Origin of the sequence: Microbacterium ureisolvens, assembly GCF_019511645.1 — a bacterium.
Taxonomy (GTDB): Bacteria; Actinomycetota; Actinomycetes; order Actinomycetales; family Microbacteriaceae; genus Microbacterium; species Microbacterium ureisolvens_A.
The window spans coordinates 82,162-95,947 of record NZ_JAEUAX010000003.1 but is presented as its reverse complement, the minus strand read 5'-3'; the positions used below and the strand labels follow the sequence as shown (position 1 = coordinate 95,947).

Annotated in this window: 17 protein-coding genes; 8 read left to right on the top strand and 9 right to left on the bottom strand. The window is 71.0% G+C overall.

The annotated features are described in order from the left end of the window. Window positions 1-67 precede the first annotated feature (67 nt). Window positions 68-544, bottom strand: a complete 477-nt coding sequence (locus JNB61_RS07035; RefSeq protein WP_220291114.1) for an ATP-dependent endonuclease — start codon at window positions 542-544, stop codon at window positions 68-70. Continuing rightward, entirely contained in the window at window positions 541-1,428 is an 888-nt protein-coding gene (locus JNB61_RS07030; protein ID WP_220339177.1) for a LysR family transcriptional regulator, read from the bottom strand. The genes JNB61_RS07035 and JNB61_RS07030 overlap by 4 nt, the downstream gene beginning before the upstream one ends. Window positions 1,429-1,540: 112 nt before the next feature. Here JNB61_RS07030 and JNB61_RS07025 point away from each other — a divergent pair, with 112 nt between their 5' ends. After that, entirely contained in the window at window positions 1,541-2,476 is a 936-nt protein-coding gene (locus tag JNB61_RS07025; RefSeq protein WP_220291118.1) for an aldo/keto reductase, read from the top strand. A 198-nt stretch (window positions 2,477-2,674) separates the two neighbouring features. Further along, window positions 2,675-3,130 carry a GyrI-like domain-containing protein gene (locus JNB61_RS07020; RefSeq protein ID WP_223214689.1) on the top strand — a complete coding sequence of 152 codons (456 nt, stop codon included), beginning with the start codon at window positions 2,675-2,677 and terminating at the stop codon, window positions 3,128-3,130. Window positions 3,131-3,187: 57 nt separating this feature from the next. Here JNB61_RS07020 and JNB61_RS07015 read toward each other — a convergent pair whose 3' ends face one another. Beyond that, entirely contained in the window at window positions 3,188-3,874 is a 687-nt protein-coding gene (locus tag JNB61_RS07015; protein WP_220339175.1) for a type 1 glutamine amidotransferase domain-containing protein, read from the bottom strand. Window positions 3,875-3,992: 118 nt separating this feature from the next. Between JNB61_RS07015 and JNB61_RS07010 the strand changes: the two genes are divergently transcribed. Further along, window positions 3,993-4,892, top strand: coding sequence for a LysR family transcriptional regulator (locus JNB61_RS07010; RefSeq protein ID WP_220339174.1), 900 nt, complete (start codon window positions 3,993-3,995; stop codon window positions 4,890-4,892). Between the two features lie 63 nt (window positions 4,893-4,955). On the opposite strand, the gene JNB61_RS07005 is transcribed toward JNB61_RS07010, so the two are convergent. Both JNB61_RS07005 and JNB61_RS07000 read right to left on the bottom strand, forming a co-directional pair. After that, window positions 4,956-5,135, bottom strand: a complete 180-nt coding sequence (locus JNB61_RS07005; protein ID WP_159840812.1) for a CsbD family protein — start codon at window positions 5,133-5,135, stop codon at window positions 4,956-4,958. A 42-nt stretch (window positions 5,136-5,177) separates the two neighbouring features. Beyond that, window positions 5,178-5,969: a YrzE family protein gene (locus tag JNB61_RS07000; protein WP_220291133.1), complete on the bottom strand. Its 792-nt coding sequence runs from the start codon at window positions 5,967-5,969 to the stop codon at window positions 5,178-5,180. A 160-nt stretch (window positions 5,970-6,129) separates the two neighbouring features. On the opposite strand from JNB61_RS07000, the gene JNB61_RS06995 reads away from it, so the two are divergent. Beyond that, complete coding sequence (locus JNB61_RS06995) at window positions 6,130-6,942, top strand: alpha/beta fold hydrolase (protein ID WP_220339173.1); 813 nt, start codon at window positions 6,130-6,132, stop codon at window positions 6,940-6,942. After that, a complete protein-coding gene (locus JNB61_RS06990; protein WP_220291138.1) occupies window positions 6,939-7,247 on the top strand; it encodes a SelT/SelW/SelH family protein in 309 nt (102 codons plus the stop codon). The genes JNB61_RS06995 and JNB61_RS06990 overlap by 4 nt, the downstream gene beginning before the upstream one ends. A gap of 81 nt (window positions 7,248-7,328) precedes the next feature. Here the strand turns inward: JNB61_RS06990 and JNB61_RS06985 are convergent, their stop codons facing one another. Next, window positions 7,329-7,766 (bottom strand): hypothetical protein, encoded by a 438-nt coding sequence (locus tag JNB61_RS06985; protein ID WP_220291139.1) that lies wholly within the window; start codon window positions 7,764-7,766, stop codon window positions 7,329-7,331. A gap of 163 nt (window positions 7,767-7,929) precedes the next feature. Beyond that, on the bottom strand, window positions 7,930-9,000 hold the full coding sequence (adhP, locus tag JNB61_RS06980) for an alcohol dehydrogenase AdhP (protein ID WP_223214688.1): 1,071 nt from the start codon (window positions 8,998-9,000) through the stop codon (window positions 7,930-7,932). Window positions 9,001-9,163: 163 nt separating this feature from the next. Between adhP and JNB61_RS06975 the strand changes: the two genes are divergently transcribed. The 3 genes from JNB61_RS06975 (at window position 9,164) to JNB61_RS06965 (ending at window position 11,715) form a co-directional block, all read left to right on the top strand. Next, window positions 9,164-10,549 carry a pyridoxal phosphate-dependent decarboxylase family protein gene (locus JNB61_RS06975; protein WP_220339172.1) on the top strand — a complete coding sequence of 462 codons (1,386 nt, stop codon included), beginning with the start codon at window positions 9,164-9,166 and terminating at the stop codon, window positions 10,547-10,549. Between the two features lie 96 nt (window positions 10,550-10,645). Next, a complete protein-coding gene (locus JNB61_RS06970; protein WP_159840824.1) occupies window positions 10,646-11,374 on the top strand; it encodes an acyl-CoA synthetase in 729 nt (242 codons plus the stop codon). Then, entirely contained in the window at window positions 11,371-11,715 is a 345-nt protein-coding gene (locus JNB61_RS06965) for an amino acid transporter (RefSeq protein ID WP_220339171.1), read from the top strand. Before JNB61_RS06970 ends, JNB61_RS06965 begins: the two co-directional genes overlap by 4 nt. Before the next feature lie 121 nt (window positions 11,716-11,836). On the opposite strand, the gene purB is transcribed toward JNB61_RS06965, so the two are convergent. Continuing rightward, window positions 11,837-13,219 carry an adenylosuccinate lyase gene (gene purB / locus JNB61_RS06960; protein ID WP_220291148.1) on the bottom strand — a complete coding sequence of 461 codons (1,383 nt, stop codon included), beginning with the start codon at window positions 13,217-13,219 and terminating at the stop codon, window positions 11,837-11,839. Between the two features lie 47 nt (window positions 13,220-13,266). Continuing rightward, a complete protein-coding gene (locus JNB61_RS06955; protein WP_159840830.1) occupies window positions 13,267-13,770 on the bottom strand; it encodes a low molecular weight protein-tyrosine-phosphatase in 504 nt (167 codons plus the stop codon). Window positions 13,771-13,786 lie beyond the last annotated feature (16 nt).

The window sequence follows — 13,786 nt, the reverse complement described above, 5'->3', positions numbered from 1 at the left end:
TCTCACGACCGCCAGGAACACGGATGCTGCGGCACGACCCCCCGGATCACCGCCGGGGTGGTGTCGGTCAGAGCGACGCGAGCAGCGCGGCGAGGGGCGGCGGCACCCGATCAAGCGGCACCGCCGCCGCGAGCAGCCGGGCGTAGCGCGCCTTGTTGCCGCTGCGCCCCCCGAAGAAGCGCGCCAGCTGCGCCTCGACGGGGCGGTCGCGCTGGAACGGCTGGCGCTGAAGGCTCCGGAACGAGTCGAGCTCGCCCTGCTCGGCGATCACCGCCTCGACCCCCTCGACGCCGAGTGCGCGCACGAACTCGGCCTCGAGGTCGGGGTCGCATACGAACACCGTGTCGAGCACCCGCTCGAAGTCGCGGCGCTCCCCCACGTCCACGAGTCCGATGAGGTGTTCCCCCGCGAGCTCTGCGGCAACGCGGCGGGCACCCTTGGAGCCGCCGACGACGCGGATGCGCGGCATCCGTGTCCCCATCCGGGCAGCGAGCGTCTCGAGAGCGATCCGGTCGCTCTCGCCCTCCACCAGCACGACGCTCATGCGGCTTCGGCTTCGGCTCGCTCCTCGTCGAGGATCTCGAGAAGCCGCGGCGCGAGCGACGCGCTGCCGGCGACGAGGGTCGACACGACCCATTCCGGTGCGCCAGGCGGGACCGGGAGCGCGACCAGGCCCCTCGCCTGGGGCTTGTTCGCGACGTGCTGCGGAACGATCGCGACGCCGAGGCCGCGCACGACCAGGTCGAGGAGAGTGTGCACGTCGTCGACGCTGCAGCGCACCCGCCGCTCGACGCCGTGTCGCTGGAACGCGTCGTCGGTGATGGTGCGCAGCGCCCACGCCGGGCGGAAGTCCACGAAGTCGGCGTCACGGAGGTCCCGCCAGCGCGCCGGCGGGCGCTCCGCCAGGGCATGACCGGGGGGAACGAGGAGCACGAGCGGAATGCGCGCCAGCTCCTCGACCGCGAGGGCCGGCGGGGGGTCGGCGCTCGCGACGAAGGCGACGTCGAGCTCGCCATCGGCGACATGGTCGACCAGCTGGTGCGAGCCCGCCTGCACGAACTGGATGTCGACGGCGGGGTGGCGGCGATGGAAGCGCTCGAGGAGCAGGTTCACGTCGACCGCGCCCAGGCACTGCTCGGCGCCGACGCGCAGCGAGCCGGCGAGCTGGTGCGAGGCGCGGATGACGGCGTCTCGCCCCGCGGCCGCCTGGGCGAGGATCTCGCGGGCGTGCGGAAGCAGGGCGAGGGCGGCGGGTGTCGGCTCGACCGAGCGCGTGGTCCGCTCGAACAGCTTCGCCTCGAGCTCCTGCTCGAGCCGGCGGATCGCGGCCGACAGACCGGATTGCGAGACGCGGCACCGCTCTGCGGCGCGGGTGAAGTGCCGCTCCTCGGCGAGCGTGACCAGGTACTCGAGCTGGCGGTGCTCCATGGCGGATCCATTCGTTCGGGTTCTCAATCGCAGAATATACAGTTGTTGGACTTCTTTGTGAGCGATGCCTAACGTGGACCGGGCAGTACTGCCCCGACCCGAGAGCGAACCCATGAAGACCATCGAAATCAGCGGCATCGAGCATCCGGCACCCAACGTGGTGCTCGGGCTCATGCGCATCCAGGACCTCGACGACGACGCCGTGCGCACCCTCGTGCGCACCGCGCGCGACGCCGGCATCGACTTCTTCGACCACGCCGACATCTACGGCCGCGACCTCCACGGCTGCGAGGCGCGCTTCGCCGAGGCGATGCGCCTGTCGCCCTCCGAGCGCGGGCAGATCACCATCCAGACCAAGGCGGGCATCGTGCGCGAGGGTCCGTACTTCGACTTCTCGTACGAGCACATCGTCGAGTCGGTCGAGGGGTCGCTGCGTGCGCTCGACACCGACTACATCGACATCCTGCTGCTGCACCGGCCGGATGCGCTCGTCGAGCCCGACGAGGTCGCGCGCGCATTCGACGAGCTCGAGGCCGCGGGCAAGGTGCGGGCGTTCGGCGTCTCGAACCACACTCCCCGTCAGATCGATCTGCTCAAGAGATCGGTGCGCCAGCCGATCGTCGCGAACCAGATCCAGCTGTCGATCACCCACTCCCCGACCATCGCGCAGGGCGTCGCCGCGAACATGCAGGGCGAGGAGCAGTCCCTGACGCTCGACGGCGGGGGGATCATCGACTACTGCCGCCTGCACGACATCGCGGTACAGGCGTGGTCGCCGTTCCAGGCGGGCTTCTTCACCGGTGTGTTCCTCGACTCGCCCGACCATCCCGAGCTCAACGCCGTGATCGACCGCCTCGCGCGGAAATACGATGTGCCGCCGATCGCCATCGCGGTGGCGTGGATCACCCGCCACCCCGCGCGCATGCAGGTGGTTCTGGGCACGACGAACCCCGAGCGGGTGAGCGGCGCCGCGGAGGGTTCCGGCATCCCCCTCACCCGCGCCGAGTGGTACGAGCTGTTCCGTGCCGCGGGCTACCGCGTGCCCTGACACGCCCTCGGTCTCGGCTCGCGATCGAGTGCGCGCCCTGCCGTCCGTCTGCGCCGCGTCGACGGGAGATGCGCAGGACCATCTCCTTGCCGAGAATGGGCACGGTGCCATGCGCCGCGGGCGATGTCGTCCGAACCCAGGACGACGATCCGGGAGGCGATGCGCACGTGGCGCCCGACCCTCGAAGGAGAGCACAGGATGACCGACATCGAATACCGCCGGCTCGAACCCGTCACCGTCTATGCCGCATCGGGGGTCGCGCCCGGTGCCGAGGGCGTGCCCGCCGTGATCGACCGCATCTCGCCGCCGCTGCGCGCCGCCCTCGAGGCCGCAGGTGTCGAATACCACGAGCCCGGCACGTTCTGGTACGAGCCGCTCGACGGCGGCGCCCTGCGCGTGTGGGTCTCGTGGATCGCCGGCGACGAGCCGCTCGAGGGCGACGGGTGGCAGGTCGTGGAGCTGCCCGCCTGCGAGCGGGCCGCCGTCACCACCTACCGCGGCGAGATGAGCGGCATCGGCGAGGCCTGGGGCGCGTTCATGCAGGCGGTCGCGGCCGACGGCGGCGAGTTCGACGGCCCGAGCCGTGAGGTGTACCTCCAGGCCGACGGCCCCCAGTCGACGTGGGTGACCGAGCTGCAGCAGCCGGTCGCCTGACCCGTCGCGCCGACAGGAGACGGATGCCGCGGGGCGCGGCATCCGTCCGGGTCGGCGTCAGCGCGCCGCGAGCAGCTCGACGAGGCGCTCAGCCGTCGCGACGCTCGACTGCGGGTTCTGCCCGCTCACGAGCGTCCCGTCGGCAACGACGGTGACCGACCACGGCTCGCCCGACTCGACGATCGCGCCGAGATCCCGCAGCCGGGACTCGACGAAGTACGGTGAGCCGTCCTTGAGACCGCCCTGGTGCTCCTCCTGGTCGGTGAAGACCGCGAGCCGGCGCCCCGCGAACGCGAACGAGCCGTCCTCCCGCACCGCGCTCAAGAGTCCCGCCGGACCATGGCACAGCACGCCGACCACCGCGTCTCGGTCGACCGCGTCGACGAGCAGGCGTCCGAGATCGGCATCGGTCGCGAGGTCCACCATCGGGCCGTGCCCGCCGGGCAGCGCGATCGCGTCGTACTCGCCGGCCTTCACGTCGGCGAGGGCGCGCGGGTGCGCGAGCACGGCCTCGATCGACGCGAGATACGCGCGCAGCTCGTCTGCGTCGTCCCCGCCGAGGCTGCCGGGGTCGACCGTCGGGCGCACGCCGCCCGGCGTCGCGATGTCGACTGTGTGACCGGCGTCGATGAGCCCGCGGTGCAGCTCGACGAGCTCCTCCGCCCAGAATCCGGTCGGGTGCGCCGTGCCGTCGGTCAGCGCGATGGCGTCCGCGCCGGTGACCGCCATGAGTACGTGTGCCATGTGTTCTCCCGTTCAGGTCGCGACTCGTGCGAGCCGCCGACCGAAGGAACGAGGCATCCATCGACATCATTTCCTATGCTGGTTATCGGCCATAGATTTCTTGATGGATAGATGCCGCATGCGAGAACTCGACCTGCTGTACACGTTCCTGGAGGTGCACCGAGCGGGATCGATCACGGCGGCTGCAGCGCGGCTCGGGGTGAGTCAGCCGTCGGTGAGCGAGCGCATCGCCCGGCTCGAGGCCGAGCTCGGCACTGCACTGTTCACCCGCTCGGCGCGCGGCGCCGTCCCGACGCCCGCCGGCGAGGCCCTGGCTGCCCGTGTGTCAGGGCCGGTGGACCGGCTGCGCGAGGTCTGGGCGGCACCTGTGACCGAGCCCGTCGAGACGGTGCGCGTGGGCGGCGCGAGTGACGTCGTGGCGTCACGGGTCATTCCCGCCCTGGCGCCGCTCACGAATCAGGGCGTGAGCCTCGCGTTCACCCTCGGCCTCGCCCACGAGCTGCTCCAGCGACTGGCCGACGGCGGGCTCGACGTCGTGGTGTCGTCGGTGCGGACGCCGATGCGCGGCATCCGCTATCGCGGTCTCGTGGACGAGGAGTTCGTGCTGGTCGGGGCGTCGGCGCTCGCCCGCACGATCGACCGGAAGCGCCTCGCGGCCGATCCAGCCGCCGCGCTGCAGCACCTGCCGCTCGTGGCGTACGACGCCGACCTGTCCATCGTGCGGCGGTACTGGCGCAGCCAGTTCGGGAATCGGCCCGCCAACCCGGTGGCGGTGACGGTGCCCGACCTGCGCGGGGTGCTCGCCGCGGTGGTGGCGGGGTCGGGTGTCTCCGCGCTGCCGCGGTATCTGGCCGAGCCCGCCATCGGCGCCGGCACCGTCGAGGTGCTGCACCGGCCGGAGGAGGCGCCGATCAACACGCTGCACCTGGCGATCCCGGCGGCCGAGCCGCCGACGCCGGCGACGACCCGCGTCATCGACGCCCTCGCCGAGCGCGCACGCGACTGGGACGTGTTCTGAGCCGGGCGCCCGCGCGACGATGCCCCGGGTCCGCCGGGATCCCGAGGCATCGTCGTCAGCAGATCATCGATCGTCGGTGAACGCGTCCTTGATGTCGTCGCCGGCCTTCTTGATCTTGGCGCTGGCTTGATCGGCCACGCCCTCGGCCTGCAGGCGCTCGTTGTCGGTCGCGTCGCCGACGGTCTCCTTCACCTTGCCTTTCACGTCTTCGGCATTGTGCTTGATGTCGTCATCCAGACCCATGGGCGGATCCCTTCTCTTCGTGTTCGTTTCAGGGGGCGAGGTTCAGTAACGGTCGCGATCGGCGCGCGCCACACCGTCGAGGCCGACGCGGTCGACGCGGCGGTGATAGCTCATGCCGGCCATGCCGCCCAGGACCGCGGCGACGAGCGTGATCACCGCGGCGCCGATGGCGGTGAGGATGCCGGTCAGCGTCGCCGTGTCGGCGGTGACCGGGATGCGCGGGAAGATGTCGACGTTCGCGAGGATGTCCCACTGGCTGCCGGCGATCAGCGTGATCACGGCGACGACGATCGCGATGAGGATCGCCCACAGCCACACGGCGAAGCCCTGCTTCGCACCGCTGAACCGCGCCATACGGCCGGCGACGTAACCGCCGGCGAAATACGCGACGAACAGCACGAGGGCGATGGCGATCGCTCCGATGACGGTCGCGGCGCCCATGTTGTCGGTCGCGGCCTCGGCGGCGTCGTCCACCGCCTGAGGCGAGGTGAGGCCTGTGGCAGCGCCGATCGCGGCGACCACGGCGGTCAGCGCGACGAGCGCGCCCAGCGCCGTGAGCCAGCCGAAGAAGGCACTGCCGAACTTGATGCCGCCGAAGCGCTCCCGCTCGCGCGCGGCCACGACGTCGCGCAGCGACGCCTCACGGTTCTCGGCGGCGACGTCGATGTCGCGGGCACGGCGTGTCTCCTGCACGTCCGGCACGCCGTCGCGGTCGGTGTCGACCCGGGGGTCCTGGGCCAGTGGACGGGTGCGGTCGACATCGGGGTCGCGGGCGAGGTCCCCGTCGGTCCGCCGCGGATCCGTCGTGCGGTGATCGCGGTTGTCGGTGCTCATGCCCCGAAGGTAGGCGGCGGGGTGCAGGTTGCTCAGCCCGTTGCGATTCGTCGCGCGGCGGCGTAATCTGTACCGCTTTCCGCCCGGGCGGAAAGGACTGGGGAACGCCTTCCAGGCTCGTGTGCGGGTCGACGTGCGGGTGCGGGAGCAGAATGGCGATATGGATGCCGTCGCCCCGCTCGTGCGCACCGAGATGCCGCCCCCGAGCTACATCATGTCGGCCGAGGGTCATCAGCTCGCGACGTACTCCTGGGGCGAGCCCGACGGCGACACAGTCTTATGCGTTCACGGCTTCGCATCGAGCTGCCGCGACAACTGGGTCGCGACAGGATGGGTGCGCATGCTCACCGACGCCGGGTACCGCGTGATCGGCGTCGATCAGCGCGGCCATGGTGCCAGCGACAAGCCCCATGACCCGTCGGCGTACTCGATGGGCGCCTTCGTCGCCGACCTCATCGCGGTGCTCGACACGTATCTCGTAGACGATGTCCGGTACGTCGGGTACTCCCTCGGGGCTCGTGTGGGCTGGCAGCTCGCCGTCGACGCCCCGGAGCACGTCAGCCGGGCGGTGCTGGGCGGAATCCCCGACGGACGCCCGCTCGGGCGGCTGCGGATCGAGCAGGCCCGCGCGTATGCCGAGAAGGGCATACCCGTCGAGGACGCGGTGACGCAGAACTACGTGAAGCTCGCCGAGCGTGTACCGGACAACGACCTGGGCGCTCTCATCGCGCTCGCCGAGGGCATGCGCTTCGGCGATGCCGATCCCGATCCCGAGCGGCCGCCGCGGCAGCCGGTGCTCTTCGCGACGGGATCGGAGGATGCGATCCTGGAGCGCTCACGCACCCTCGCCGCGACGGCGCCCCACGGCACGTTCCTCGAGATCCCGGGGCGGCACCACTTCAACGCGCCCGGCTCGCGGGCCTTCCGGGACGCGGCGGCGGAGTTCCTCGCGGCTGAGGGGAGCGCCGCATGACGCACATCATCCGCGTCGTCTACTGCACGCAGTGCGCATGGATGCTCCGTGCGGCATGGGTCGCGCAGGAGCTCCTGACGACCTTCCAGGACGAGCTCATGGGCGGCGGAGCGACACTGCAGCCCGGCACCGGCGGGATCTTCGAGGTCTACGCCGACGACGAGCTCGTGTGGTCGCGCGCGACCGACGGCGGCTTCCCCGACATCGTCGCGCTCAAGCGCCGCGTGCGCGACCGCATCGCCCCGGGCCGAGCCCTGGGTCACGCCGACCGCGCGGCGGCGAGGCCGGCCGCCCCCGACCGCTGACCGCGATCCACGACAGCGGCGGGGCGCGGCATCCGTTCCGATCACGGATGCTGCGCCCCGCTGTGCGCCGGCCGTACCGACTTAGGCCACCGCCGTGGCGACGAGCTCGCTGATCTTCTTCTCGACGGCGGGCGTCCAGGCGAGCACGGCGAAGCCGGTCGACCAGATGTCGCCGTCGTCGAGGTGGGCGGGCTCGTCGAAGTTGATGGTCGCGTAGCGTGTCTTGAACTTCGAGGCCGGCTGGGTGAAGACCACGACCTTGCCGTTCGCGTTCGCGTAGGCGGGGAAGCCGTAGAACGTCTTGGGCACGAGGTCGGGGGCGACCTCGCCGACCACCTTGTGCAGGCCTTCGGCGATCTCCTTGTCGGTGCCGTCGAGCTTCGCGATCGCCTCGAGCACCTGCTTCGTGCCCGCCTCGCGGCTCTTGCCCGCCTTGGCCTGGTCGCGCAGCTCCTTCGCGCGCTGCTTGACCGCCTCGCGCTCCTCCTGCGACAGGCCGTCCGATGTCGTCTTCGCCATGATGCTCTCCTCACGCTCGTGGGCGCCGTCGCGTCCCGTGAGCCTCACGCTACCGACGCGGTCTCGGCGCCGCTTCTCCATTCGTGCTCGATCGTCGCGAACGGCAAGACACAGGGGCGAGGCATCCGCCCCGCCCCTGTTCTCCCGCGTCACCCCGTCGGTGTCACTCGAACCGCATCACGATGCGGCCGTCGATCTTGCCGTGCTCCATGCGCTCGAAGATGTCGTTGATGTCGTCGATCGACTCCACCGCGACGGTCGGGTGGATCTGACCGCGCGCGTAGAAATCCAGGGCCTCGATCATGTCCTGGCGCGTGCCGACGATCGATCCCCGGATCGTGATCGCGCGGAGCACGATGTCGAAGATGTCCGCGGGGAAATCCCCGGGCGGGAGACCGTTGAAGACGATGGTCGCGCCGCGGCGGGCGACACCCAGCGCCTGGCCGAAGGCCTGCGGGTGCACCGCGGTGACGAGCACGCCGTGCGCGCCGCCGGTGCGCTCCTGGACGACGGCGGCAGGGTCCTGGGTGAGCGCGTTGACCGTAAGCTCGGCGCCGTGCCGGCGGGCGAGCTCCAGCTTGGCGTCATCGATGTCGACGGCGGCGACGCGCAGGCCCATCGCGCGGGCGTACTGCACCGCGATGTGGCCCAGGCCGCCGATCCCCGAGATCACGATCCACTGGCCGGGCCGGGCCTCGGTCATCTTGAGTCCCTTGTAGACGGTGACGCCCGCGCAGAGGATCGGGGCGACCTCGACGGGGTCGGCACCCTCGGGGATGCGGGCGGCGAAGCGCTCGTCGACGAGCATGTACTCGCCGAAGCTGCCGTCGACCGAGTAGCCGCCGTTCTGCTGGTCGGGGCACAGGGTCTCCCATCCGGTGCGGCAGAACTCGCAGACGCCGCAGGCGCTCCACAGCCACGCGTTGCCGACGAGGTCGCCGATCGCGAGCGAGGTCACGCCGTCGCCGAGGGCGACGACACGGCCGTACCCCTCATGCCCCGGGATGAGGTCGGCCTTCGGCGCGACGGGCCAGTCGCCGCGGGCCGCATGGAGGTCGGTGTGGCACACGCCGGTGGTCAGCACCTTCACCAGCGCCTGGCCGGGTCCGGGTGTGGGCACGGGCACGTCGCGCACTTCGAGGGCCCGGTCGGGCGCGGTCACGACGGCGGCGCGCATCGTTCCCGTGGGGGCCGCGGCGGCGTGGGCAGCGTGCGAGTCGGTCAGGATCGTCATCGATATCACTTCCCTGGGGCGGGCGTTCGCCGCCCTCTGATCCGAGGCTAGGCGCGCGCACGTTGCACCATGTTGCGATGCCCCGGCCGCGGCGTGCGCGCCCTTGAACGGCGGCCCTCCACCCCTCTAGCGTGAGGTGTCACCCGATCGGCAGGAGCACCCCATGACCTCGCCCAGCGCCCCCGAGCAGATGCACGCCATCTCGGCCGACACCCGTCACACCGTCGAGGACGTGCTGGAGTACGCGCGGCGCCGCGCGCTGTACGAGGATGTGCCGCTCGACAAGCCGAAGACCCCCCGCGACCTGGAGCGGCTGGCGTCCGGTTCGATCACGCCCGAGGGCATCGGCTCGCGGCGGGCGATCGCTCTGTTCGAGAACGTCCTCGCCCCCGCGTGCGTGTCGACCGACCACCCCGGGTACCTGTCGTTCATCCCCTCGGCCCCGAGCAAGGCCTCGCTCGCGTTCGACGTGGTGGTCTCCGCATCCGCCATCTACGGAGGCTCGTGGGTGGAGGGGGCCGGCGCCGTGTACGCCGAGAACGAGGTGCTGCACTGGCTCGCGAAGGAGTTCGACCTGCCTGCCGGGGCTGGGGGCGTCTTCGTACAGGGCGGCACGATCGGCAACCTCTCGGCGTTGGTGACGGCTCGGGATGCTGCGCGCCGGCGCGCCGCCGACGAGGGGCGCGCGACTCCGCCGCGGTGGGTCGTGGTGTGCAGCGCCGAAGCGCACTCGTCGATCGCCTCGGCCGCGGCGGTCATGGACGTCGACGTCGCCACGGCCGAGGTCGACGCGAACGGGCGCCTGCACGGCGACGCCGTCGAGCGCGTGCTCGACGAGTACGGTGACGCGGTGTTCGCGGTGGTCGCCACCGGGGGCACGACCAACTTCGGCATCGTCGACGACATCGCGAGCGTCGGGGCCGTCGCGCGCGAACGCGGCATCTGGTTCCATGTCGACGGCGCGTACGGCCTCGCGGCGATGCTCGTCGAGAGGATGCGACCCGTGTTCGCGGGCGTCGAGCTCGCGGACTCGGTCATCGTCGATCCGCACAAGTGGCTGTTCGCCCCCTTCGACGCGTGTGCGCTCATCTACCGGGAGCCCGCCCTGGCGCTGGCGGCCCACACGCAGAAGGCCGAGTACCTCGACACGCTCACCGGCAAGCCCGACTGGAACCCGTCGGACCTCGCCATCCAGCTCACCCGCCGCGCGCGGGGCCTGCCGATGTGGTTCTCGCTCGCCACCCACGGCACCGACCAGTACCGCGCCACCATCGAGTACGGCATCGACCTCGCCCGGCGCATCGCCGACGAGATCGAGTCGCGCGGCGCACTGTCGCTCGTGCGCGACCCGCAGCTGTCGGTCGTGGTGTTCCGTCGTGAGGGATGGACCCTCGCCGACTACGAGGCGTGGTCGGATCGCCTGCTCGAGGAGCAGCACGCATTCGTGGTGCCCAGCTCCCACGCCGGCGAGCCCGTGCTGCGGTTCGCGATCATCTCGCCGCTGACCACCTTCGAGCTGCTCACCGCGATCCTCGACACCCTGGAGTGACAGGGCGGATCGTGCCCGGAAGCTCTCAGCCGCGACGGACGTAGACTGGGGGCATCCGTTCTCACTTCTGAGAACCCGCCGCTCCGCAGGATCACCGTGACCTCAGCCGATTCCCGCACGTTCGCCGTGCGCCACGTGCAGCTCGCGCGCGCCGCCTTCGCTGCGCTCGCTGCGCTCATGATCACGTTCTCGCCCGACCACTCCGCCATGGTCGGCAGCTCGGTGTTCAGCGGCTTCACCATCGCGACGGGGCTCGTGCTGCTGCTCGCGGTATGGCTCGTCTACCCGAAGGGTCTGCGCTGGCCCTCGGCCGCGCTCGGCGGCGTCGCCATCGTGGCGGGCATGGCGAGCGGCCTCTACCCGCTGCGCACCGTCACCGGGTACTTCGTCATCGTGATCGCGTGGGCCCTCATCAGCGGCGTCATCGAGCTCATCGCGGGCTGGCGCGGCCTCCTCGGCCGTCGCGAGCGTCGCGAGATCGTGCCCGGCGTCGCCGATGCGCGTCCCGCCGCGGTCGTCGGCCCCCGCTCCGAGAGCCGCGATGCGGCCGTCGTCGGCGCCCTGACGATCCTCCTCGGCATCGCGCTGCTGTTCGTGCAGCCCGCGTACGCGCTGGATTACACGATCGACGAGGCGCACGCCACGTTCACCCTCACCGGCATCACGATCGGCGTCGGCCTGTTCGGCGGGTACGCCGCCATCGTCGCGGTGTACCTCGGCATCGCCGGCTTCTCGCCGCGCCCCGCGGATGCCGAAGACACCCCCGACATCACGGCGGAGGCGTCCGCGTCCGCCGATCCCACCCCGCAGAAGGACTCCGCGTGAGCCACGAAAGCCCCACCCGCCGCGACCTCATGAAGCCCCTGCAGCTGCTCGGGCTCGCCTTCGCGGCAGCCCTGTTCGCGGGCATCGTGACCCTCGTGTCGATGGGCTTCTTCCAGCAGCGCGCACCCGGCGAGGCCGAGCGCGCGGTCGTCACGGCCCTCGTGATCGCCGGCATCAGCTTCATCGCCGTGCTGCTCGTCGTGTCGCTGCTGCTGCTCGCGGTCGACCCCGCGCAGGTGACGAAGCAGATCGACAAGCCGGTGCTCTTCGACGACGACTCCGACGGCCCCGAGCACGGCGACAAGCCGGATGCCGCGGCATCCGGTGATCCGAAGGCCTGACCCCTACGCCCCGAAGGCACACAGACTTCGCAGAATCGCACGGATCTCGCAGGTCTTGGCTCGATCCCTGCGAGTTCGGTGATGGTCTGCGAAGTCTGTGAGGGCTTCCGGCCCCGACGGGTCAGCCGAGCTCGTCGACCAGCTTCGAGGCGAGGCCGTCGTACGTCGCAGGCGTCAAGGCGAGCAGGCGCTCCTTCGCCTCGTCGCCGATGTCGAGGCCCCGCACGAACTCGGCGAGTTCGGGAGCGCCGACACGGCGGCCGCGGGTGAGGTCCTTGAGCAGCGCGTACGGGTCGCTGATCTGCGAGCGGCCGGCAGCGATCTCGGCCCGCACGACGGTCTGGATCGCCTCGGCGAGCACCTCCCAGTTCGCGTCGAGGTCGGCCAGCAGCGCGTCCTCGGCGAGGGAGATCTCCTTGAGCCCCCGCTGCAGGTTGTCGAGGGCGAGGAGCGAATGCCCGAAGGCCACGCCGATGTTGCGCTGCGTCGTCGAGTCGGTGAGGTCGCGCTGCAGGCGGCTCGTGACGAGCGTCTGCGACAGCGTCGCGAGCAGGCCGCCCGAGATCTCGAGGTTCGCCTCGGCGTTCTCGAAGCGGATCGGGTTGATCTTGTGCGGCATCGTCGAAGAGCCGGTCGCGCCGGCCACCGGGATCTGCGTGAAGTAGCCGATCGAGATGTACGTCCAGATGTCGGTGGCGAGGTTGTGCAGGATTCCACCGGCGTGACGGACGCGGTCGTACAGCTCGACCTGCCAGTCGTGCGACTCGATCTGGGTGGTCAGGATGTTGAAGTCGAGACCGAGGCCCTCGATGAAGGCACGCGAGACCTCGGGCCAGTCCACGTCCGGAGCGGCCGAGAGATGGGCGGACCACGTGCCGGTGGCGCCCGAGAACTTCGCGAGGTACTCGCCGCCCTCGATCTGGTCGGCGACGCGGGCCAGGCGCCACGCGAACACGCCGAGCTCCTTGCCCATGGTCGACGGCGTCGCCGGCTGGCCGTGCGTGCGCGAGAGCATCGCGGCGTCGCGGTGGTTCACCGCGAGCTCGGTGAGCGCTGCGATGACGGCCCGCAGCTTCGGCAGCCACACGCGCTGCACGGCGCGCTGCACCGTGAGCGCGTAGGACGTGGAGTTGATGTCCTCGCTGGTGCATGCGAAGTGGGTCAGCTCGGCGATCGCGTCGAGGTCGAGAGCCGTGAGGCGATCGCGCACCAGGTACTCGACGGCCTTGACGTCGTGGCGGGTGACCGACTCCTTCTCGGCGAGCCAGTCGATCTCGGACTGCCCGAACTCGAGGTACAGCGCGCGCAGGCGCTCCTTGTCGGCCTCGGCGAGGGGCGACGTGCCGAACAGCGAGCGGTCGGTGAGGGCGATGAGCCACTCCACCTCGACCTCGACGCGGGCGCGGTTCAGGCCGGCTTCCGAAAGGTATTCGCCGAGCTCGCCGACGGCGGGACGGTAGCGCCCGTCGAGGGGGCTGAGGGGCTGAGGAGGCAGAGAGGTCATGGGGGCTCCCGTCGGTCTCGGAGAAGACGACCGTCGATCCGGCGTGTTCACACCGGGCGGATGGCGGGTTCGAGTTGCCGGAAGAGCGCCCGGCTCGCGCTCTCGATCATACCGAGCACCTCGTCGAACATTCCGGGCCCGGCATAGTACGGGTCCGGCACGTCCATCGTGCGGGCCGCCGGATCGAACGACAGCAGTAACGCGATCTTGTCGGCGTCGCCCTCGGTGCGGGCCCATCCGCGCAGGATCCTCTCGTGGCTCCGGTCGAGCGCGACGACCAGATCGCTGCGCGCGAAGTCCGCGTGCGTGAACTGCCGCGCGCGGTGGTGCCTGCCGTCGTAGCCTGCGCGCTCGAGCGCCTCGATGGTCCGCAGATCCGCCTGCTCGCCGACGTGCCAGTCGCCGGTGCCGGCGCTCGTCGAGGCGACGCGAGCGCCCAGCCCCGAGGCATCCGCGAAGTCCCGGAACACCACCTCCGCCATCGGCGACCGGCAGATGTTGCCGGTGCACACGAACACGACGCGGAAGGGCGTCGCGTCGGTCGCGGTCATGGGTCCCATTCTGGAC

Excerpts from the sequence above, each read along its gene's own strand:
- JNB61_RS07035 (WP_220291114.1), bottom strand. The coding sequence starts at position 544 with ATGAGCGTCGTGCTGGTGGAGGGCGAGAGCGACCGGATCGCTCTCGAG.
- JNB61_RS07030 (WP_220339177.1), bottom strand. The coding sequence starts at position 1,428 with ATGGAGCACCGCCAGCTCGAGTACCTGGTCACGCTCGCCGAGGAGCGG.
- JNB61_RS07025 (WP_220291118.1), top strand. The coding sequence starts at position 1,541 with ATGAAGACCATCGAAATCAGCGGCATCGAGCATCCGGCACCCAACGTG.
- JNB61_RS07020 (WP_223214689.1), top strand. The coding sequence starts at position 2,675 with ATGACCGACATCGAATACCGCCGGCTCGAACCCGTCACCGTCTATGCC.
- JNB61_RS07015 (WP_220339175.1), bottom strand. The coding sequence starts at position 3,874 with ATGGCACACGTACTCATGGCGGTCACCGGCGCGGACGCCATCGCGCTG.
- JNB61_RS07010 (WP_220339174.1), top strand. The coding sequence starts at position 3,993 with ATGCGAGAACTCGACCTGCTGTACACGTTCCTGGAGGTGCACCGAGCG.
- JNB61_RS07005 (WP_159840812.1), bottom strand. The coding sequence starts at position 5,135 with ATGGGTCTGGATGACGACATCAAGCACAATGCCGAAGACGTGAAAGGC.
- JNB61_RS07000 (WP_220291133.1), bottom strand. The coding sequence starts at position 5,969 with ATGAGCACCGACAACCGCGATCACCGCACGACGGATCCGCGGCGGACC.
- JNB61_RS06995 (WP_220339173.1), top strand. The coding sequence starts at position 6,130 with ATGGATGCCGTCGCCCCGCTCGTGCGCACCGAGATGCCGCCCCCGAGC.
- JNB61_RS06990 (WP_220291138.1), top strand. The coding sequence starts at position 6,939 with ATGACGCACATCATCCGCGTCGTCTACTGCACGCAGTGCGCATGGATG.
- JNB61_RS06985 (WP_220291139.1), bottom strand. The coding sequence starts at position 7,766 with ATGGCGAAGACGACATCGGACGGCCTGTCGCAGGAGGAGCGCGAGGCG.
- adhP (WP_223214688.1), bottom strand. The coding sequence starts at position 9,000 with ATGACGATCCTGACCGACTCGCACGCTGCCCACGCCGCCGCGGCCCCC.
- JNB61_RS06975 (WP_220339172.1), top strand. The coding sequence starts at position 9,164 with ATGACCTCGCCCAGCGCCCCCGAGCAGATGCACGCCATCTCGGCCGAC.
- purB (WP_220291148.1), bottom strand. The coding sequence starts at position 13,219 with ATGACCTCTCTGCCTCCTCAGCCCCTCAGCCCCCTCGACGGGCGCTAC.
- JNB61_RS06955 (WP_159840830.1), bottom strand. The coding sequence starts at position 13,770 with ATGACCGCGACCGACGCGACGCCCTTCCGCGTCGTGTTCGTGTGCACC.